Annotated in this window: 24 protein-coding genes; 1 reads left to right on the forward strand and 23 read right to left on the reverse strand. The window is 58.7% G+C overall.

Features of this window, described 5'->3' with window-relative positions; all coding sequences use genetic code 11:
- Window positions 1–73: 73 nt before the first annotated feature.
- From bamB to trmJ, 18 genes are all read right to left on the reverse strand, one after another.
- Window positions 74–1,225 (reverse strand): outer membrane protein assembly factor BamB, encoded by a 1,152-nt coding sequence (gene bamB, locus F475_RS16295; RefSeq protein WP_064620135.1) that lies wholly within the window; start codon window positions 1,223–1,225, stop codon window positions 74–76.
- Window positions 1,218–1,859, reverse strand: coding sequence for a tetratricopeptide repeat protein (locus tag F475_RS16300; protein ID WP_018927061.1), 642 nt, complete (start codon window positions 1,857–1,859; stop codon window positions 1,218–1,220). The genes bamB and F475_RS16300 overlap by 8 nt, the downstream gene beginning before the upstream one ends.
- Window positions 1,860–1,899: 40 nt before the next feature.
- On the reverse strand, window positions 1,900–3,189 hold the full coding sequence (hisS, locus tag F475_RS16305; protein WP_018927062.1) for a histidine--tRNA ligase: 1,290 nt from the start codon (window positions 3,187–3,189) through the stop codon (window positions 1,900–1,902).
- A gap of 37 nt (window positions 3,190–3,226) precedes the next feature.
- Window positions 3,227–4,336: a flavodoxin-dependent (E)-4-hydroxy-3-methylbut-2-enyl-diphosphate synthase gene (gene ispG, locus F475_RS16310; protein WP_003185136.1), complete on the reverse strand. Its 1,110-nt coding sequence runs from the start codon at window positions 4,334–4,336 to the stop codon at window positions 3,227–3,229.
- 3 nt (window positions 4,337–4,339) lie between these two features.
- On the reverse strand, window positions 4,340–5,359 hold the full coding sequence (locus F475_RS16315) for a RodZ family helix-turn-helix domain-containing protein (RefSeq protein ID WP_111454300.1): 1,020 nt from the start codon (window positions 5,357–5,359) through the stop codon (window positions 4,340–4,342).
- A complete protein-coding gene (gene pilW / locus F475_RS16320; RefSeq protein ID WP_018927064.1) occupies window positions 5,359–6,117 on the reverse strand; it encodes a type IV pilus biogenesis/stability protein PilW in 759 nt (252 codons plus the stop codon). The genes F475_RS16315 and pilW overlap by 1 nt, the downstream gene beginning before the upstream one ends.
- A 12-nt stretch (window positions 6,118–6,129) precedes the next feature.
- Complete coding sequence (gene rlmN, locus F475_RS16325; protein WP_007941385.1) at window positions 6,130–7,278, reverse strand: 23S rRNA (adenine(2503)-C(2))-methyltransferase RlmN; 1,149 nt, start codon at window positions 7,276–7,278, stop codon at window positions 6,130–6,132.
- Window positions 7,279–7,306: 28 nt separating this feature from the next.
- Window positions 7,307–7,732 carry a nucleoside-diphosphate kinase gene (gene ndk, locus F475_RS16330; protein ID WP_018927065.1) on the reverse strand — a complete coding sequence of 142 codons (426 nt, stop codon included), beginning with the start codon at window positions 7,730–7,732 and terminating at the stop codon, window positions 7,307–7,309.
- A gap of 92 nt (window positions 7,733–7,824) precedes the next feature.
- Complete coding sequence (iscX, locus tag F475_RS16335; RefSeq protein WP_007941386.1) at window positions 7,825–8,025, reverse strand: Fe-S cluster assembly protein IscX; 201 nt, start codon at window positions 8,023–8,025, stop codon at window positions 7,825–7,827.
- Window positions 8,026–8,039: 14 nt separating this feature from the next.
- A complete protein-coding gene (fdx, locus tag F475_RS16340) occupies window positions 8,040–8,381 on the reverse strand; it encodes an ISC system 2Fe-2S type ferredoxin (protein ID WP_018927066.1) in 342 nt (113 codons plus the stop codon).
- 3 nt (window positions 8,382–8,384) lie between these two features.
- A complete protein-coding gene (hscA, locus tag F475_RS16345) occupies window positions 8,385–10,247 on the reverse strand; it encodes a Fe-S protein assembly chaperone HscA (protein ID WP_111454301.1) in 1,863 nt (620 codons plus the stop codon).
- 51 nt (window positions 10,248–10,298) lie between these two features.
- Window positions 10,299–10,820 (reverse strand): co-chaperone HscB, encoded by a 522-nt coding sequence (hscB, locus tag F475_RS16350; RefSeq protein WP_018927068.1) that lies wholly within the window; start codon window positions 10,818–10,820, stop codon window positions 10,299–10,301.
- An 8-nt stretch (window positions 10,821–10,828) separates the two neighbouring features.
- Window positions 10,829–11,152 carry an iron-sulfur cluster assembly protein IscA gene (gene iscA / locus F475_RS16355; RefSeq protein WP_007941391.1) on the reverse strand — a complete coding sequence of 108 codons (324 nt, stop codon included), beginning with the start codon at window positions 11,150–11,152 and terminating at the stop codon, window positions 10,829–10,831.
- A gap of 34 nt (window positions 11,153–11,186) precedes the next feature.
- Entirely contained in the window at window positions 11,187–11,573 is a 387-nt protein-coding gene (gene iscU / locus F475_RS16360) for a Fe-S cluster assembly scaffold IscU (RefSeq protein ID WP_003443374.1), read from the reverse strand.
- Between the two features lie 85 nt (window positions 11,574–11,658).
- Complete coding sequence (locus tag F475_RS16365; protein ID WP_007941393.1) at window positions 11,659–12,873, reverse strand: IscS subfamily cysteine desulfurase; 1,215 nt, start codon at window positions 12,871–12,873, stop codon at window positions 11,659–11,661.
- 50 nt (window positions 12,874–12,923) lie between these two features.
- Window positions 12,924–13,415, reverse strand: a complete 492-nt coding sequence (gene iscR / locus F475_RS16370) for a Fe-S cluster assembly transcriptional regulator IscR (protein ID WP_003227911.1) — start codon at window positions 13,413–13,415, stop codon at window positions 12,924–12,926.
- Window positions 13,416–13,599: 184 nt separating this feature from the next.
- Window positions 13,600–14,376: a serine O-acetyltransferase gene (gene cysE, locus F475_RS16375; RefSeq protein ID WP_026331845.1), complete on the reverse strand. Its 777-nt coding sequence runs from the start codon at window positions 14,374–14,376 to the stop codon at window positions 13,600–13,602.
- Between the two features lie 2 nt (window positions 14,377–14,378).
- A complete protein-coding gene (trmJ, locus tag F475_RS16380) occupies window positions 14,379–15,149 on the reverse strand; it encodes a tRNA (cytosine(32)/uridine(32)-2'-O)-methyltransferase TrmJ (protein WP_018927071.1) in 771 nt (256 codons plus the stop codon).
- A gap of 146 nt (window positions 15,150–15,295) precedes the next feature.
- Between trmJ and suhB the strand changes: the two genes are divergently transcribed.
- On the forward strand, window positions 15,296–16,114 hold the full coding sequence (suhB, locus tag F475_RS16385) for an inositol-phosphate phosphatase (protein ID WP_111454302.1): 819 nt from the start codon (window positions 15,296–15,298) through the stop codon (window positions 16,112–16,114).
- A gap of 398 nt (window positions 16,115–16,512) precedes the next feature.
- Here suhB and rplS read toward each other — a convergent pair whose 3' ends face one another.
- The 5 genes from rplS to ffh all read right to left on the reverse strand — a co-directional run bounded on the left by rplS (window position 16,513) and on the right by ffh (window position 20,084).
- Complete coding sequence (rplS, locus tag F475_RS16390; protein WP_003175895.1) at window positions 16,513–16,863, reverse strand: 50S ribosomal protein L19; 351 nt, start codon at window positions 16,861–16,863, stop codon at window positions 16,513–16,515.
- 45 nt (window positions 16,864–16,908) lie between these two features.
- Window positions 16,909–17,682, reverse strand: a complete 774-nt coding sequence (gene trmD, locus F475_RS16395; RefSeq protein WP_172901170.1) for a tRNA (guanosine(37)-N1)-methyltransferase TrmD — start codon at window positions 17,680–17,682, stop codon at window positions 16,909–16,911.
- Window positions 17,664–18,200, reverse strand: coding sequence for a ribosome maturation factor RimM (gene rimM / locus F475_RS16400; protein ID WP_019581061.1), 537 nt, complete (start codon window positions 18,198–18,200; stop codon window positions 17,664–17,666). The genes trmD and rimM overlap by 19 nt, the downstream gene beginning before the upstream one ends.
- Before the next feature lie 5 nt (window positions 18,201–18,205).
- Complete coding sequence (gene rpsP / locus F475_RS16405) at window positions 18,206–18,457, reverse strand: 30S ribosomal protein S16 (RefSeq protein WP_003198088.1); 252 nt, start codon at window positions 18,455–18,457, stop codon at window positions 18,206–18,208.
- Between the two features lie 250 nt (window positions 18,458–18,707).
- Window positions 18,708–20,084, reverse strand: coding sequence for a signal recognition particle protein (gene ffh, locus F475_RS16410; protein ID WP_007941401.1), 1,377 nt, complete (start codon window positions 20,082–20,084; stop codon window positions 18,708–18,710).
- Between the last annotated feature and the right edge of the window lie 6 nt (window positions 20,085–20,090).

The raw sequence follows: 20,090 nt of genomic DNA on the forward strand, positions 1-20,090 counted from the left end.
CGGGGCAGCGCTTGAAAGCGCTGCGAGCCTTGCAGAACAAGGCCGCTTGGGGGTTAAACCCCAAGCATAGTCTTTACTTGATGGTCAGGGCTTCCAGTTTGCCGCTGTTGCCATACACATAAATCGTGTCACCCACCACCAGCGGACGGGCACGCAGGCCGTCGCTGTCGATGCGCTCGCGGCCGACGAAACGACCGTCCACCTGACTCAGCAGGTGCAGGTAACCTTCCAGGTCACCGACTGCAACGTAGCTGGAGAACACTTCCGGAGCCGACAGTTGACGGCGGGCCAGCGAATCGTTGCTCCACAATGCAGTGGTGGAACGCTCGTCGACGCCTTCAACAGTGCCCGAAGACAGGCTCACATAGACGCTGCCAAAACCCTGGGCGACGCCGGCATAGCTGGAAGCATCACGCTGCCAGAGCTGACGACCGCTTTCCAGGTCCAGTGCCGCGACGCGACCCTGGTAGCTGGCGACATACAGTGTACCGCCGGACAGCAGCAAGCCACCGTCGATATCGACCACACGCTCCAGCTCCGAACGACCTTGTGGAATCGCTACACGCTGTTCCCAAACCGGCACGCCGTTGGACACATCAAGAGCAACCACTTTACCGGTCGACAAGCCGGCCACCGCGAGGCGGTTGGTGACGATCGGTGCGCTGGTGCCGCGCAGGGTCAGGACCGCTGGCGTGCTGTCATACAACCAGCGCTGGTTGCCGGTAGAGGCATCCAGACCGATCAGACGGTCATCCTGGGTCTGAACCACAACAACGTCACCGTTGGTGGCCGGTGGTGCGAGAACTTCGCTGGTCACGCGAGCGCGCCATTTCTCTTCACCGCTGCTGGCATCCAGGGCAACGATTTCACCCTTGAGCGTGCCGATCATGACCAGACCGTAACCCACGCCAACGGCGCCGGAGACAGGCAGTTTGAGATCTTTCTTCCACTTGACGTCGCCATTGCTGCGATCCATCGCCATCACCACACCGGTGACGTCGGCGGCATAGATGGTATCGCCATCGATCGCCGGAACCAGCATGTTGTAGGTTTCGCCCTGACCGTTACCGATCGAACGACTCCACTGCTTGTGCAGAACCACTTCTTCCTTGAAGTCGGTCAGCTCGGCCGGTGGCAACTCTTTTTTGCTGTTGCTGCTGCAACCCGCGGCCAGAATGGCCAGAGCCAGCAATGCTGCATGTTTCCAACGGATCACGTCACGCATCCCCTTTGGCCAGGTCGTCCAGCTTGATTTGTAGGCCACCGACCGCCGCTTCATCCGACAGTGCCGCCTTGGCTTTTTGATACGCTGCGTTCGCTTCGTCGGTACGACCCAGTTGCACCAGCAAGTCGCCCTTGAGTTCTTCGCGAGTGGCCAGGAAGGCCTTGTCGGCATCGCCTTCGAGCAGTTTCAGGGCTTCATCGACCTTGTTCTGCGCGGCCAGCACCTGCGCCAGGCGCTGACGGGCGATTTCACCCAGAGCCGGGTTGGCCGGCTTGTCGACAATGGCTTTCAGCTCGCTGGCAGCGTCGTCCAGCTTGCCGCTGTCGACCGCGACTTTCGCCACGAACAGGCTGCCGTATTGCGCGTAGGCAGTGCCGCCGAACTCGCTGTTGAGCTTGCCGGCCAGATCCGAAACACGTGCAGCATCAGGCTTGCCGTCAGGCGTCAGCGTGGTTTCCAGCAACTGCTGGTAGAGAATCGAGGCGCCTTGCGACTGATTGCTCTGATACTTCTGAAAGGCCTGCCAGCCGAACACGATGACCAGCGCCAACAGGCCGCCAGTAACCAGGGGCTTGCCGTTGCGTGTCCACCACTCCTTCAACTCCGCCACATGTTCGTCTTCGGTACTCGACACCCCAATACTCCTTAATCGCTAAATCGGCTGTTTGACAGCTTCAACCCTGCACGACGCAGGTGGCCAGGTGTGCAGCAAGCGCATCCCAGGCAATGCTTTGTTGTTCGCCCTGGCCACGCAGGGGTTTGAAACCTACCACTTGCTGGGCCATTTCGTCGTCACCGAGGATCAATGCGTACAGCGCACCGCTCTTGTCGGCTTTCTTGAACTGGCTTTTGAAGCTGCCGCCCCCGGCATTGATTTGCAGGCGCAGGTTGGGCAGTTGATCACGAACACGCTCGCTCAGGGTCAGACCGGCCAGCTCGGCAGCTTCACCGAAGGCGCAGAGGTAGACGTCAACCTGACGGGAGATCTCTTCGGGGATCTGCTCCAGGGTTTCAAGCAGCAGCACCAGACGCTCGATGCCCATGGCGAAACCGACGCCCGGGGTCGGCTTGCCGCCCATCTGCTCCACCAGACCGTCGTAACGACCACCGGCACATACCGTGCCCTGGGCGCCCAATTGGTCGGTGACCCATTCGAATACGGTCTTGCTGTAGTAATCCAGCCCGCGAACCAGCTTCGGGTTGATCACATAAGGAATGCCGGCGGCGTCCAGGCGAGCCTTGAGGCCCTCGAAGTGCACGCGGGATTCTTCGTCGAGGTAGTCGGCCATTTTCGGCGCGTCGGCCAGCACCGCTTGAGTGTCGGCGTTCTTGGTATCCAGGACCCGCAGCGGGTTGGTCTTCAGACGGCGCTGGCTGTCTTCGTCCAGTTGATCCAGGCGAGCGGTCAGGTACTCGACCAGTGCTTCGCGATAACGACCACGGGATTCGGCAGTGCCCAGGCTGTTGAGTTCGAGCTTGACCGCATCGCGGATACCCAGCTCGCCCCACAGGCGCCAGGTCAGCACGATCAGCTCGGCGTCGATGTCCGGACCGTCGAGGTTGAAGACTTCACAACCAATCTGGTGGAACTGGCGATAACGGCCTTTCTGCGGACGTTCGTGGCGGAACATCGGGCCGATGTACCAGAGTTTCTGCACCTGGCCGCCGCCGGTAATGCCGTGTTCGAGCACCGCACGCACGCAGGCCGCTGTGCCTTCAGGGCGCAGGGTCAGGGAATCGCCGTTGCGGTCTTCGAAGGTGTACATCTCTTTTTCGACGATGTCGGTCACTTCACCGATGGAGCGCTTGAACAGCTCGGTGAACTCGACGATCGGCATGCGGATCTGCTTGTAACCGTAGTTATCCAGCAAACGCGAAACGGTGCCCTCGAAATGACGCCACAGGGGAGTCTGTTCGGGCAGGATGTCGTTCATGCCACGAATGGCTTGCAGAGACTTGCTCACTTTAAATCCTTAAATTCGTTCGGCTCTTCAGTCAGGCTCAGCCGCGAGCGATTACAGCCGCGTCGGCTTCGACCTTTTCGGCCGCTTTCTGGCGGATCAAGCGTTCAAGCTCATCCACCAGATTGTCATTCGTCAGTTTCTGCGACGGCTTGCCGTCGATGTAAATCAGGTTTGGCGTGCCGCCGGTCAAGCCGATATGGGCTTCCTTGGCTTCGCCCGGCCCGTTGACCACGCAACCGATTACCGCGACATCCAGCGGCACCAGCAAGTCTTCGAGGCGCCCTTCCAGCTCGTTCATGGTTTTGACCACATCGAAGTTCTGCCGCGAGCAGCTCGGGCAGGCGATGAAGTTGATGCCACGGGAACGCAGGTGCAGGGATTTGAGAATGTCGTAGCCGACTTTCACTTCCTCGACCGGGTCGGCCGCCAACGAGATGCGAATAGTATCGCCAATCCCTTCGGCGAGCAGCATACCGAGGCCCACGGCGGATTTCACTGTGCCTGAACGCAAACCACCGGCTTCGGTGATGCCCAGGTGCAACGGCTGGACGATTTCCTTGGCCAGCAAGCGGTAGGCTTCAACGGCCATGAACACGTCGGAAGCTTTTACGCTGACCTTGAAGTCCTGGAAATTCAGGCGTTCGAGGTGTTCGACGTGACGCAGGGCGGACTCGACCAGCGCAGCCGGAGTCGGCTCGCCATATTTCTTTTGCAGGTCTTTTTCCAGGGAACCGGCGTTCACGCCGATACGGATTGGAATCCCGCGATCACGGGCGGCATCGACCACCGCACGTACGCGGTCTTCACGACCGATGTTGCCTGGGTTGATGCGCAGGCAATCGACGCCCAGTTCGGCTACGCGCAGAGCGATCCTGTAGTCGAAGTGGATGTCAGCCACCAACGGCACCTTGACCAGTTGCTTGATCTTGCCGAAGGCTTCGGCGGCGTCCATGTCCGGCACCGAAACCCGAACGATATCGACGCCGGCGGCTTCCAGACGATTGATCTGGGCCACGGTGGCGGCTACGTCATTGGTGTCGCTGTTGGTCATGCTCTGCACAGCGATGGGCGCATCGCCGCCAACAGGCACGTTACCGACCCAGATTTTCCGGGATTCGCGACGCTTGATTGGAGATTCGCCGTGCATGACTTATTGACCTAACTTCAGGCGAGCAGTCTCGCCACTGGTGAACGGAGCGACATCAACCACCTGCCCGTTGTAGCTGACCTGCGCGCCACGGGCAAAGCCCAGACGCACGGCAAAGGGCGGCTTGCCGCTGACGGAAACACTTTCGCCTTTACGCTTGAGACCACTCAACAACACTTTACCCGTGCCGTCGGTCACTTGAGTCCAGCAATCGGCGCTGAATTGCAGTTGAACCTGGCCCTGGCCCGCAACCGGAGCTGCTGGAGCAGCAGCTGCAACGGCCGGCGCAATCGGAGCCGTCGCAACCGCTGCCGGTACAGCGGCAACAACTGGCGCTGCCGGTGTCGCGACAACCGGAGCAGTATTGTGGGCCGGAGCCGCAGGTGTTGCTACCGGGGCTGCTGGAGCGGGTGTTGGCGCCGGCGCGCTTGCTTCGGCGTTGGCAGGCTCCTCCGCCTGCGGCAACGCCAGAGGCGTTTCACCTTCAGACTCACCTTGCGCAACCGCCTGGTCTTCCGGCTCGTCCAGCGGATGGATCTGGGTGGTGCCATCGGCGCCTTCGACTTCAACGTGTTCCGGAGCCAGGCTGACCAGGTCCTTGGTGCGCGATGAGGTTTGATCCTGCCACCAGACAAAACCACCACCAATCACCGCGATCAGCAACAGCAGGCTGACAATTCGCAAAATGGTGTGGGAAACCCGAACCGGCTCTTCGATACGCCCCAGGCTGTGGACGTTGCTGCCCTGGGAGTCGGTGCCGGTGGATTGGTCGAACTGCTGAACCAGAACAGCCTGGTCCATGCCCAGCAATTTGGCGTACGCGCGAATATAGCCACGAGCAAAGGTGTGGCCAGGCAGCTTGTCAAAAGCGCCGGCTTCCAGATTACTCAGGGAATTGACGGTGAGGTTGAGCTTGAGGGCCACTTCGGCCAGCGACCAGCCATTGCTTTCGCGGGCCTGGCGCAAAGTCTCACCGGGGTTAACGCGATTCGCTGCTACAACTTCGGGATGCGCCGCTTTCATCATTGCTCCGACAGGTATTGCTGATATTCCGGCGTACCGGGATAGAGTCGTTTTAATTGCAGGCCATAACTGGCGGCCTTGTCGCGATCTTCAAACACTTTTGCCAGCCGAACGCCGAGCAATAGACTACGTGCATTTTGCTCGGTGAGCAGGCTAAAACGATCGTAATAGTCACGCGCGGGCACATAATGCCTGTCTTCGAATGACAACTCAGCCATTTCCAGCAAGGCACGTGGCTGTTGGCGGTTCAAACGCAGGGCTTTTTCCAGTTGCTGGCGAGCCAGGTCACGCTGGCCCAGCTTTGAAGCGGTCATGCCGAGGTTCTCGAAAACCCGCGAACGCTCAGGATACAGAGTATCGGCGGCCGCCTGTTCAAAGCGCTCGTACGCCTCTTTGTAACGTTTTTCTTCGAACAGAAAACTGCCGTAGTTGTTCAGGATTCGCGCATCGGCGGGACGGGAAGACAGCGCCTTGCGAAAATGCTGATCGGCCAGTTCCGGCTCCATCTCGGCCTGGAACACCAGCCCCAAGGCCGCGTTGGCGTCAGCATCCGAGTCATCCAGTTCCAACGCCTTCTTCAGCGGGACCTTGGCGCGCTCGGTCATGCCCTGCTGCAAGTACCCCAGGCCCAGCTGCACGTAGGCGGCACGCGCTTCATCACGGCCCTTGCTGGTCTTCATCGGGTTGAAATCGCCCGACAGGACACAACCAGCACACAGGCTGGCCAACAGCACAAGCAGCGCGAAGCGCAGGGACATAGAGATCCTCTCTTAATTATTGTTCGCAGCGTTTTGCGGCATATCGTTGTCGGCGCTCAACTCACGCACGGCGATATAACGTTCGCTGCGACGGGTGCGATCCAGCACCTGCCCTACCAATTGGCCACACGCGGCATCGATGTCTTCACCGCGAGTGGTACGCACGGTGACGTTGAAGCCTGCATGGTGAAGCTGATCCTGGAAACGGCGAATCGCATTGTTGCTCGGACGCTCGTAACCGGAATGCGGGAACGGGTTGAACGGAATCAGGTTGATCTTGCACGGAACATTCTTGAGCAACTCGATCATTTCGACCGCGTGTTCGACCTTGTCATTGATGTCCTTGAGCAAGGTGTACTCGATGGTCAGTACGCGCTTTTCGCCCAGGGACGACATGTAGCGCTGACACGATTCCAGCAGCATCTTAAGCGGATACTTCTTGTTGATCGGCACCAATTGGTTACGCAATGCGTCATTTGGTGCGTGCAGGGACAACGCCAGGGAAACATCGATGTGCTTGGACAGCTCATCGATCATCGGCACCACACCCGAAGTCGACAGGGTTACGCGGCGCTTGGAGATGCCATAACCCAGGTCATCCATCATCAGATGCATGGCGGCCACGACGTTGTCGAAGTTCAGCAGCGGCTCACCCATGCCCATCATCACCACGTTGGTGATGGCACGGTCGACGGTTGCCGGGACGCTGCCAAAGGATTTGTTGGCAATCCACACCTGGCCGATGACTTCCGCGGCGGTGAGGTTGCTATTGAAACCTTGCTTGCCGGTGGAGCAGAAACTGCAGTCCAGGGCACAGCCTGCCTGGGACGAAACGCACAAGGTGCCGCGTTTGCCCTGGGGAATGTAAACGGTCTCGACGCAGCTGCCGGACGCCACGCGCACCACCCACTTACGGGTACCGTCGCTGGAGATGTCCTCGCTGACCACTTCCGGACCACGAATTTCAGCAACAGCCTTGAGCTTTTCGCGCAAGGCCTTGCTGACGTTCGTCATGGCGTCGAAATCATCGACGCCAAAGTGGTGAATCCATTTCATTACCTGACCGGCACGGAAACGCTTCTCCCCGATCGAGTCGAAGAATTTTTCCATTTCCTGTTGAGTCAGACCCAGCAGGTTGGTTTTTACAGTCGATGTAGTCATGGATTCACCTTCACTCTTAAGCCAATGCTTAGCGAGTGGTTACTTCAGTAGCTGCGAAGAAGTACGAGATTTCGCGAGCAGCAGCGGCTTCGGAGTCCGAACCGTGTACGGCGTTGGCGTCGATGGAATCAGCGAAGTCAGCGCGGATGGTGCCAGGAGCAGCTTCTTTAGGGTTGGTAGCGCCCATCAGCTCACGGTTCAGAGCGATAGCGTTTTCGCCTTCCAGAACCTGAACGACAACCGGACCGGAAATCATGAAAGCAACCAGGTCGTTGAAGAAACCACGAGCGCTGTGCTCAGCGTAGAAGCCTTCAGCTTCGGCTTTGGACAGTTGCTTCAGTTTCGAAGCTACAACGCGCAGGCCTGCTTTTTCGAAACGAGTGGTGATCTCGCCGATGACATTTTTAGCAACAGCGTCAGGCTTGATGATGGAGAAAGTACGTTGAACAGCCATGGTGTAACTCCAGAAACGGTAATTTGCGAAAAATTAAACCCGCGAATTATACGCGGGTTCTTTGGTATTGCCTAACTGCGTACGGTGCAGACTCAGTCTGCTTCTTCGATCCAGGCGGCCTGAATGGCTTCAAGCACCTTCTCGCCACCGCGTGTCGGATCATCACTGAACTCCGGCAATGCCAGCACCCACTGGTGCAGATCGACGAAGTTCACGTAACGCGGGTCCACATCCGGCTTTGACTCAGCCAGCTGGATCGCGATTTCCAGCACATCAACCCATTTCAGGCTCATGAAAGTTCCTTGAATCAGTGCGGCGCTTCGGCGGCATGGTTGAGCGAGTATTTCGGAATTTCGACGGTCAGGTCTTCAGTCCCGACTTTTGCCTGACAGGCCAGACGCGACTGGGCTTCCAGCCCCCAAGCCTTATCAAGATAGTCTTCCTCCAGCTCATCAGCCTCTTCCAGCGAGTCGAAACCCTCACGAATGATGCAGTGACAAGTGGTGCACGCGCAGACGCCGCCGCAAGCGCTTTCCATCTCGATATGGTGTTCATGGGCCAGCTCGAGAATGGATATGCCGGGCTCAGCCTCCACAACCATGCCTTCCGGACAGAACTTCTCGTGTGGCAGAAAAATGACCTGCGGCATCAATTATTCCTCGATTTCATTCAGATTGCGCCCCGCCAGAGCGGCTTTCACCGTCGAGTCCAGGCGGCGGGCAGCAAAGGCATCGGTCACTTGCGACAGACGCTTGGTCTGCTGCTCAATGGCGTAACCATCGGTGCCTTTCATCAATTCGGTCAGTTCCTGCATCTGCAATTCGATGACCATGCGCTCTTCGGCGTCGAGCAAGCGTTCGCCGTCGACATCCAGAGCGCCCTGCACTGCTTCGATCAGGCGCTGGGCATCGACCTGCTGCTCACGCAATACGCGGGCAACCTTGTCGTCATTGGCGTGCTGGAACGAATCCTTGAGCATTTTGGCGATTTCGCCGTCGGTCAGGCCGTAGGACGGTTTGACCTGAATGCTGGCTTCGACACCCGAACCCAATTCGCGGGCCGAGACACTGAGCAGACCGTCGGCATCGACCTGGAAGGTCACGCGAATTTTCGCCGCACCAGCAACCATCGCTGGAATACCGCGCAATTCGAAGCGTGCCAGGGAGCGGCAGTCGCTGATCAACTCACGCTCGCCCTGCAATACGTGGATCGCCATGGCCGACTGGCCGTCTTTATAAGTGGTGAAGTCCTGGGCCCGGGCGACAGGGATGGTGGTGTTGCGCGGAATCACCTTCTCCATCAGGCCGCCCATGGTTTCCAGCCCCAGGGACAACGGAATCACGTCGAGCAACAGCAGTTCGCCGCCGTCACGCTTATTGCCAGCCAGGGTATCGGCCTGGATCGCGGCACCGATGGCCACGACTTGGTCCGGGTCGATTTCGGTCAGCGGTTCGCGACCGAAGGCTTGCGCAACGGCTTCGCGAACGCGCGGTACGCGAGTCGAGCCGCCGACCATGACCACCGCATGAACGTCTTCCAGCTCAATGCCGGAATCACGCACCGCGCGACGACAGGCTTTCAGGCTGCGGGCAACCATCGGCTCGATCAGCGCATTGAACGCTTCACGGGTCAGCCCGGCCTTCCAGTCGCCATACGCGACTTCGACGGACGAGGCACTGGTCAGGGATTCTTTGGCCGCACACGCGGTTTGCAACAGATTGCGTTGCTCGCCCGGATCGAGGTCGGCCGACAGACCAGCACTCTCGATGATCCAGCCAGCAATGGCGTGATCGAAGTCATCGCCACCCAACGCGCTGTCGCCACCGGTAGCCAGCACTTCAAACACACCGCCGGTCAGACGCAGAATCGAAATATCGAAGGTGCCACCGCCCAGGTCATAAATGGCAACCAGGCCTTCAGCCTGTTGATCCAGACCGTAAGCCACCGCAGCAGCGGTCGGTTCATTGAGCAAGCGCAGCACGTTCAGGCCGGCCAGCTTGGCCGCATCCTTGGTGGCTTGACGCTGAGCATCATCGAAATAGGCCGGAACGGTGATCACTGCGCCGACCAGTTCGCCACCCAAGGTCGCTTCGGCACGCTGACGCAGCACCTTGAGGATATCGGCGGAGACTTCGACCGGGCTTTTCGGGCCTTGCACCGTGTCGATGAACGGCATGTGCGACTCGCCGTCGACAAAACGGTACGGCAGCTGATCGCCCAATTGCTTGACGTCGGACAAACCTCGTCCCATCAAGCGCTTGACCGACAGCACAGTGTTCAGAGGATCGGTAGCGGCAGCCAGTTTGGCCGATTCGCCGACTTCGACGCGATCGGCGTGATAGCGCACGGCAGACGGCAGGATAACCCGCCCTTGCGCATCGGCCAGAGGCTCGGAAAGACCACTGCGCAATGCAGCGACCAGCGAATTGGTAGTGCCCAAGTCGATCCCCACAGCCAGACGACGCTGGTGCGGTTGAGGACTTTGGCCGGGTTCGGCGATCTGCAGTAGGGCCATCGTGATCAGGACTTATCTGTATATCAGGCGTGCGACCGGAGCGGCACTGGGTTAATCGTCGAGGCGCTCTTCTAACTGGCGCACTTCGTAGGTGAGCTTGTCGAGGAACTGCATGCGCCGCATCAGGCGTTCGGCCCGTTCGCGTTGCGCCGCATCATTCCAGCAAGCTGCGAAGCTTTGGTTCAGTTCATCCTGAGCTGCCTTGAGGCGGCGCTTGAACGTGGCGATACCCGCCATGTCGGCGCTGTCCTGCAGATCCTCGAGCTCTTCACGCAACTCCATCTGCTGCAGAAGAAACTCCGGATCATGCACCGTGACCTCCAGCGGCAACTCGCCACCACTCAATGCGAGCAAGTATCGCGCGCGCTTGGGGGGGCTTTTGAGCGTCTGGTAGGCCTCGTTGAGGCTCGCGGATTGCTCGAGCGCCAGCCGCTGCTCACGCTCGGAAGCGTCGGCAAAGCGGTCCGGATGAACGCCGCGCGCCAACTCACGGTAGCGCGTAGCCAGCTGATCGAGGTCCAGATTGAAGCTCGGCTGCAGCTCAAATAAAGCGAAATGACAAGGAGTACCCACGAGCAGCCTCAGATGTTGAAGCTTTCGCCGCAGCCACACTCACCGCGCACGTTGGGGTTGTTGAACTTGAAGCCTTCGTTCAACCCTTCCTTGACGAAATCAAGCTCGGTGCCGTCCAGGTAAGCCAGGCTTTTCGGGTCGATGATCACTTTCTCGCCGTGACTTTCGAACACCTGATCGTCCGCGCCCACCTCGTCGACAAACTCCAGCACATAGGCAAGGCCGGAACAGCCCGTGGTGCGAACACCCAGACGAATCCCATCACCCTTGCCGCGCCCGTTGAGGGAGCGTCGCACGTGTTGAGCAGCCGCTTCTGTCATGCTGATAGCCATCGGTGACTCCTTACTCGTCGCCAAATCTTGAAAGTCAGATCAAGCCTTTCTTCTGCTTGTAGTCGCGAACGGCCGCCTTGATAGCGTCTTCAGCGAGTACAGAGCAGTGAATTTTCACTGGCGGCAGGGCCAGTTCTTCGGCCAGTTGAGTGTTCTTGATGGTCTCTGCTTCATCCAGAGTCTTGCCTTTCATCCACTCGGTCGCCAGGGAGCTGGAGGCGATTGCCGAACCGCAACCGTAAGTCTTGAACTTGGCGTCTTCGATGATGCCTTGTTCGTTGACCTTGATCTGCAGACGCATCACGTCACCGCACGCCGGAGCGCCGACCATGCCGGTGCCGACATCAGGATCTTCTGCATCCATCTTGCCGACGTTGCGCGGGTTCTCGTAGTGGTCGATGACCTTTTCGCTGTAAGCCATGATTCTTAATCCTCACTCATCAGGAGTCGCTCTTGAAGCCCTGCCAATCGTGGATTCGCAGGGCCCGGTTGCGGCGACTTGAATATCAGTGTGCCGCCCACTCGATTTTCGAAATGTCGACGCCGTCTTTGTACATGTCCCACAGCGGCGACAGAGTGCGCAGCTTGGTGACGGCCTCGCAGACTTTCTGCGCGGCGTAGTCGATTTCTTCTTCGGTGGTGAAACGGCCGAAGGTGAAGCGAATCGAGCTGTGTGCCAGTTCGTCGTTGCGGCCCAGGGCGCGCAGCACGTACGAAGGCTCAAGCGATGCCGAGGTGCAGGCCGAACCCGACGAAACCGCCAGATCCTTGAGCGCCATGATCAGCGACTCGCCTTCGACGTAGTTGAAGCTCAGGTTCAGGTTGTGCGGTACGCGGGCGGTCATGCTGCCGTTGACGTACAACTCTTCCAGGCCTTCAACCTGTTTGAAGAAACGGTCGCTCAGCGCTTTGATGCGTGCATTCTCGGCAGCCATGTCTTCCTTGGCCACACGGAACGCTTCGCCCATGCCGACGATCTGGTGAGTCGCCAGGGTGCCGGAACGCATGCCACGCTCATGACCGCCGCCGTGCATGGTCGCTTCGATGCGCACACGCGGCTTGCGGCTGACGTACAGCGCGCCGATGCCTTTAGGGCCATAGGTTTTGTGGGCAGAGAACGACATCAGGTCAACTTTCAGTTTCGACAGGTCGATCTCGACCTTGCCGGTGGACTGAGCAGCATCGACGTGGAACAGAATACCCCGGGAGCGGGTCAGCTCACCGATGGCGGCGATGTCGTTGATGGTGCCGATTTCGTTGTTCACGTGCATGACCGATACCAGAATGGTGTCGTCACGCAGGGCAGCTTCGACCATTTCCGGAGTGACCAGGCCATCTTCACGAGGATCGAGGTAGGTCACTTCGAAACCTTCACGCTCCAGTTGGCGCATGGTGTCGAGGACAGCCTTGTGCTCAATCTTGGTGGTGATCAGGTGCTTGCCTTTGGTGGAGTAGAAATGCGCCGCACCCTTGATTGCCAGGTTGTCGGACTCGGTGGCACCGGAGGTCCAGACGATTTCACGCGGGTCGGCGTTAACCAGGTCAGCGACCTGACGACGAGCGTTCTCGACGGACTCTTCGGCTTTCCAGCCGAACACGTGGGAACGGGACGCCGGGTTACCGAAGTTTCCGTCGACCAGCAGGCATTCACTCATCTTTTGCGCGACACGCGGATCAACCGGGGTGGTCGCAGAGTAATCAAGGTAAATCGGCAATTTCATGGACTATCTCCTAAATCAGGCTGGCTGGCGTGCCGCTAGCTCTTTGGCTGTCATTCGACGGCGGACGCTTCAATCTTGTCCAGGCGTGGCGCCTTGCTGTTGCAACGACGCTGGTCCTGACGCTGGGCTACTTCTTGCACCTCACGGCGAGTTACAAGGTCAGCCAAGCTGATACCGCTCAGAAATTCGTGAATCTGCAGGCTAAGATCGCACCACAAATGGTGAGTCAGACAGGTGTCGCCGGAATGGCAATCGCCCTGGCCCTGGCACTTGGTTGCATCGACCGATTCGTTGACCGCATCGATTACCTGGGCGACCTGGATGCCCTGCATGTCGCGGGACAATTGGTAGCCACCGCCCGGACCGCGAACACTGGACACCAGATTGCTACGGCGCAATTTGGCGAAAAGCTGCTCGAGGTAGGACAGGGAGATGCCTTGGCGCTCGGAGATATCGGCCAGGGACACCGGCCCGTGCTGCGCGTGTAACGCCAGGTCAAGCATGGCGGTCACGGCGTATCGGCCTTTTGTAGTCAGTCGCATGGACAATTACCACGGAGTTCGGAATGGGGCGAGTATGCAATTCCCGAGTATTTAAGTCAACTATAAGACCTAGTGTATTACTCAGGTTTACCCGCAAAAGAGCGCGCGCATCATAGCAGGGTCTGCGGCGCAATGGCACACCAACCAGCGCGGTGCAAATGCCTGAATGCGACCCTGCCGTGAATCAGCTGGCCTTGCTTTCGTCCTTGCCCTTCACACAGGCAAAGTCTTCTTCACGCAGTTCAGGCAGATCCTTGGCACAGTAATTACTGCCCAGATCCTTCAGCGCTCCACACATACCCTCCAGACGCCCATCGACCGCCTGCAAGTGATCGAGCAACTGACCGATCGCCCGGGCCACCGGATCCGGCATGTCTTCGCCGACACCGTAGGCATCGAACCCGATCTTCTCGGCCATGGCCTTGCGCTTGGCATCCTGCTCATCGTCGGACTTGACGATAATCCGCCCCGGAATCCCCACCACCGTCGCACCCGGCGGAACTGCCTTGGTGACCACGGCATTGGAACCCACCTTGGCCCCGGCACCGACAGTGAATGGGCCGAGCACCTTGGCGCCCGCGCCAACCACCACGCCGTCTTCCAGGGTCGGGTGACGCTTACCCTTGTTCCAGCTGGTGCCACCGAGGGTCACGCCCTGATAAAGGGTGACATCGTTGCCGATCTCAGCAGTCTCACCAATAACGATGCCCATGCCATGGTCGATAAAGAAGCGACGACCGACCTTGGCCCCCGGATGAATCTCGATCCCGGTCAACCAGCGACCGAAGTTCGACACCAGCCGCGCCAGCCATTTCAGCTCTGTGCGCCACAGGAGCGATGACAGGCGATGGATCCAGATGGCATGCATGCCCGGATAGCAGGTCAGGACCTCAAAAGCATTACGCGCCGCCGGGTCACGATGAAAAACACTTTGGATATCTTCACGCAAACGCTCGAACATCATTAATCCTTCCGCTTTAGAAGCTCGCCACGGGCCGCCTTCTGGGTTTCCGTGAGGATGCCACGCAATATATTCATTTCCGCTCGGCTGACCGAGCTGCGTCCGTACAACCGGCGCAGGCGCGCCATCAAGTGCCGTGGCTTTTCCGGATCGAGGAATTCGATGGCCACCAGGGTTTGCTCCAGGTGCTCATAGAATCGCTCCAGCTCATCCATGGTCGCCAGCTCACCACTCTTGGTGGACGCCACTTCCTCCTTCTCGACCTTGCTCGGCTGACCCTGGGCCGCTAGCCAGGACATGCGCACTTCATAGCTCAACACCTGCACCGCCGCCCCGAGGTTCAGCGAACTGAACTCGGGGTCTGATGGAATGTGCACGTGATAATGACATCGCTGCAGCTCTTCGTTGGTCAGGCCGGAATCTTCACGACCGAACACCAATGCGATCTCGGCACCCTGCCCCGCCTCCTCGACCACCCTTGCACCGCACTCACGGGGATCGAGCAACGGCCAGGGAATGCGACGATCACGAGCACTGGTACCCAGCACCAGATTGCAGCCGACCAAGGCATCTTCCAAGGTGGCGACGACTTGCGCGTTTTCAAGGATGTCCCCGGCGCCGGACGCACGCGCATCGGCCTCGTGGTGCGGGAACAACCGCGGCTCGACCAGCACCAGTCGCGACAGGCCCATGTTCTTCATGGCACGCGCAGCACCACCGATATTTCCGGGATGACTGGTATTGACCAGGACGACACGAATGTTTTGCAGCAAGGGAGGCGCTCTCGAACATTGAATGGGGGAGCCGAATCTTACAGCTCCTCCTACCGTTAAGCCATGAAAGCGAACGTCGACCTTCTCCTGTAGAAACTTTCTGATAGAATGCCCGGCTTTCTTTAACAACCTTAGGTGACACATCCATGCAGCCCATGCTGAATATCGCGCTGCGCGCCGCCCGCAGCGCCAGTGAATTGATCTTCCGCTCCATCGAGCGCCTGGATACCATCAAGGTCGACGAAAAAGACGCCAAGGATTATGTATCCGAGGTGGATCGCGCCGCCGAACAGAAAATCATCGACGCACTGCGCAAGGCCTACCCGAATCACTCGATCATGGGTGAAGAAACCGGCCTGCACGCCGGCACCGGCATCGAAGGCGAAGAATACCTGTGGATCATCGACCCACTGGACGGCACCACCAACTTCCTGCGCGGCATTCCTCACTTCGCTGTCAGCATCGCCTGCAAATACCGCGGCCGCCTGGAACACGCTGTTGTTCTGGACCCGGTTCGCCAGGAAGAATTCACCGCCAGCCGTGGTCGCGGCGCTCAACTGAACGGTCGTCGCCTGCGCGTTAGCGGCCGTACCAGCCTGGACGGCGCCCTGCTGGGTACCGGCTTCCCGTTCCGTGACGACCAGATGGACAACCTCGACAACTACCTGGGCATGTTCCGCGCCCTGGTTGGCCAGACCGCCGGCATCCGCCGCGCCGGCTCGGCAAGCCTCGACCTGGCCTACGTGGCTGCCGGCCGTTTCGACGCCTTCTGGGAGTCAGGCCTGTCCGAGTGGGATATGGCTGCAGGCACCCTGTTGATCCAGGAAGCCGGTGGCTTGGTGAGCGACTTCACCGGCGGTCACGACTTCCTGGAGAAAGGTCACGTCGTCGCCGGCAACACCAAGTGCTTCAAGGCAGTACTGACAGCGATCCAGCCACACCTGCCAGCTTCGCTGAAGCGCTAAGCACCCAAGCCCAAAAAGCCGCAACACTTAAAGCAAACGCCCCGACTGGTTCGGGGCGTTTTCTTTTGTGCGACTAATACGACCAAGTTAAGCCGTAACGCAATCCGTAGCAGCTGGCGAAGCCTGCGCTCGGACGCAGCAGTCGCATAATCAGAGATTACGGCACGCCAGACAGACCGCATTAGCCGGATTCACGACTGCTTCGCAGCCGGACGCAGCCTCGCTGGAGCTCGACAGCTGCTACAGCCAGACGCAGCCTTCGGCAGCAGCTACAGAAAGAGCGCCGCAGTTTTTTATATATGCAGCCATAACGAAAAATGCCCCGCATCTTTCGATACGAGGCATTTTCTTGAAAAGCCAACCTGAGCAGGCCGGCCTTTCGGCATCGGAAGCTGGACTTAAGCCAGTTTTTCCTTGATGCGAGCTGCTTTACCGGACAGGTCACGCAGGTAGTACAGCTTGGCCTTACGCACATCACCGCGACGCTTGACAGCCATGCTGTCGATTTGCGGGCTGTAGGTCTGGAAAGTACGCTCTACGCCAACACCGTTGGAGATTTTACGAACGGTGAAAGCACTGTTTACGCCGCGGTTACGCTTGGCGATAACTACGCCTTCGAACGCTTGCAGACGCGAACGATCGCCTTCCTTCACTTTCACCTGAACGACAATGGTGTCGCCCGGGGCAAAGGTAGGGATCTCTTTAGTCATCTGCTCTGCTTCGAGTGCAAGGATGATTTTGTTAGTCATGCTGTGCTCCTAAGGTAAATCGTCGGATCTACCATCGATACGTTGTTAACTATCGTCCCGCTCGCGGATGTATTCCTCGAGCAGCTTCTTCTCTTCTCCAGAAAGCGAGCGGCTTTCCAGAAGATCGGCGCGTCGTTCATAGGTCCGACCAAGGGACTGCTGTAAACGCCAACGCCGGATGTGCGCGTGATTGCCACTTAGCAATACGTCGGGAACACGCTGATCCGCATACACCTCCGGTCGGGTGTAGTGCGGGCAATCCAGCAAACCATCCGTAAAGGAATCTTCCTCAGCGGAGTCCGCATGCCCTAAAGCTCCAGGCAGCAGTCGTGTAACCGCATCGATCAGGACCATCGCCGGCAGCTCGCCGCCAGACAGTACATAGTCGCCAATCGACCACTCTTCATCGACATGAGCATCAATAAAACGCTCGTCAATGCCTTCATAGCGGCCGGCAATCAGGATCAATGCATCCAGATTCGCCAACTCGCGCACCGCCGACTGTGTCAGTTGACGGCCTTGGGGGGACAGGTAAATTACCTTCGCCGCCTCCCCGGCTGCTGCCTTGGCCTGAACCAGAGCATCTTCCAGGGGCTTGATCTTCATCACCATGCCCGGACCACCGCCAAATGGGCGATCATCCACAGTGTGATGTCGATCCGTCGTGTAGTCTCGCGGATTCCAACAGGTAAGCTGCAACAGCCCCTGTTTCACCGCCCGACTGGTGATGCCGTACTCGCTGATGGCGGAGAACATCTCGGGAAACAAACTGATCACTTCTACGCGCAGGTTAGCCACGTTTAGAAGTCCGCATCCCATTCCACCTTCATCTCGCCCGCTGCCAGATCGACGGCCAACACGCATTGCTCGGTATACGGCAACAGGCGTTCGCGATCATCCAGGCTGCCAGCGCAAGGCTTGACCACCATTACATCATTGGCGCCGGTTTCCAGAAGATGATCGATTTTCCCGAACAATTGCCCGTGAGTATCGATGACCTTCAGACCTTCCAGCTGGTACCAGTAGTACTCGCCATCGGTCAATTCAGGGAACAGGTTGCGCGGCACGCAGATCTCATAACCAGCCAGAAGACGAGCTTCTTCACGATCATCAAGACCCTTGAGCTTTGCGACCAGGAACTTGTCGTTCCCGCGTCCGCTGACCAGCTCGACCTGTTTTACGTTGCCTTCGCGCCTGAGCGTCCAGGTTTTGTAGTCCAACAGGTTTTTAATCGGATCAGTAAAGGAATACACCTTCACTTCGCCGCGAACGCCGTGAACAGAGTAAATCTTGCCGATAACGATCAAATCATCAGCAACAGCTGGCGTCGCGTTCATATTGCTCAGGCCGCAGCCTTAGCAGATTCCTTCAACAACTGAGCAACGCGCTCAGAAGGCTGTGCACCAACGCTCAGCCAGTAGGCTACGCGCTCTTGGTTCACGGACAGACGAACTTCTTGACCACGAGCAACAGGGTTGAAGAAACCAACCTGTTCCTTGTGCGAACCGTCACGCGGGTTGCGGCTGTCGGTTACGGTCAAGTGGTAAAACGGGCGCTTTTTGGAGCCGCCAAGGGCAAGACGGATTGTTAGCATGTGAACATCGTTCCTGTAGTCGGTGCTGCAAATCTAAATGCACAGCGGGCATAGGTGCCCGAAAGGCCGCATATTCTAAGGAATATCCGGACTTTTGCAAATGTCTTTTTCCGGCGCCTATCGGCGTGCCATCCAGATTTGCTATAGAGCCATCGCTGAAGATGGCCAGTCAGCTCCCGCCAAGTGCGGGTTTGCTGGAGATCCCACGTCCGTGTGGGTCGGCGCAGGAGCAAGCTCCTGCGCGAATTCTTTACATCTTGGGCATGCCGCCGCCGGGCAACATACCGCCCATGCCGCGCATCATTTTGGCCATTCCGCCTTTCGCGGAGAATTTCTTCATCATCTTCTGCATCTGCTTGTGCTGCTTGATCAAGCGACCGATGTCCTGCACCTGGGTGCCGGAACCCATGGCGATCCGGCGCTTGCGCGAACCACTGATCAGCTCAGGGTCGCGGCGCTCGGCCGGGGTCATGGAATTGATGATGGCTTCCATCTGCTTGAATTGCTTCTCTGCCGCACCCTGGGCATTGCCCATCTGCGCCAGGTTCACACCACCGATATTCGGCAGTTTGTCCATGAGGCCGCCGAGACCGCCCATGTTCTTCATCTGTTGCAGCTGATCGCGGAAGTCTTCGAGGTCGAAGCCCTTGCCCTTCTTCAGCTTCTTGGCCAGCTTGTCGGCCTTGTCCTTGTCGAGGGTCGCTTCGGCCTGTTCGATCAGGCTGAGCACGTCGCCCATGCCGAGGATGCGCGATGCGATACGCTCAGGGTGGAACGGCTCGAGCGCTTCGCTCTTCTCGCCCATACCGATGAACTTGATCGGCTTGCCGGTAATGGCACGTACCGACAGTGCGGCACCGCCACGGGCATCACCGTCGACCTTGGTCAGGATCACACCGGTCAGCGGCAATGCATCACCGAAGGCCTTGGCCGTGTTGGCGGCGTCCTGGCCGGTCATGGCATCGACCACGAACAGGGTTTCGACCGGATTGATCGCGGCGTGCAGCGCCTTGATCTCGCCCATCATCTCTTCGTCGATGTGCAAACGACCGGCGGTGTCGACGATGACCACGTCGATGAATTTCAGCTTGGCTTCTTTAATAGCCGCTTGCGCAATGTCAACCGGCTTCTGGCTCAGGTCGGACGGGAAGAACGTCACGCCGATATCGTTGGCCAGGGTTTCCAGCTGCTTGATCGCCGCAGGACGGTAAACGTCCGCGGACACGACCATGACCGACTTCTTCTTGCGCTCTTTAAGGAAGCGCGCCAGTTTGCCGGCGGTGGTGGTTTTACCCGCACCCTGCAAACCGGCCATCAGAACCACGGCCGGTGGAACGGCGCTCAGGTTCAAATCTTCGTTGGCTGCGCCCATCAAGCTTTCGAGTTCGGCCTGGACGATCTTCACGAAGGCCTGGCCCGGCGTCAGGCTGCGCGACACCTCGGTGCCGACAGCGCGCTCCTTCACCGAATTGACGAAGTCTTTGACCACCGGCAAGGCGACGTCGGCTTCGAGCAACGCCATGCGCACTTCGCGCAGGGTGTCTTTGATGTTGTCTTCGGTCAGCTTGGCCTTGCCGGTGACATGGCGCAGCGTCTGCGAGAGACGGTCGGTTAAGTTTTCAAACATTGCGCG

Origin of the sequence: Pseudomonas sp. URMO17WK12:I6 (assembly GCF_003253625.1) — a bacterium.
Taxonomy (GTDB): Bacteria; Pseudomonadota; Gammaproteobacteria; order Pseudomonadales; family Pseudomonadaceae; genus Aquipseudomonas.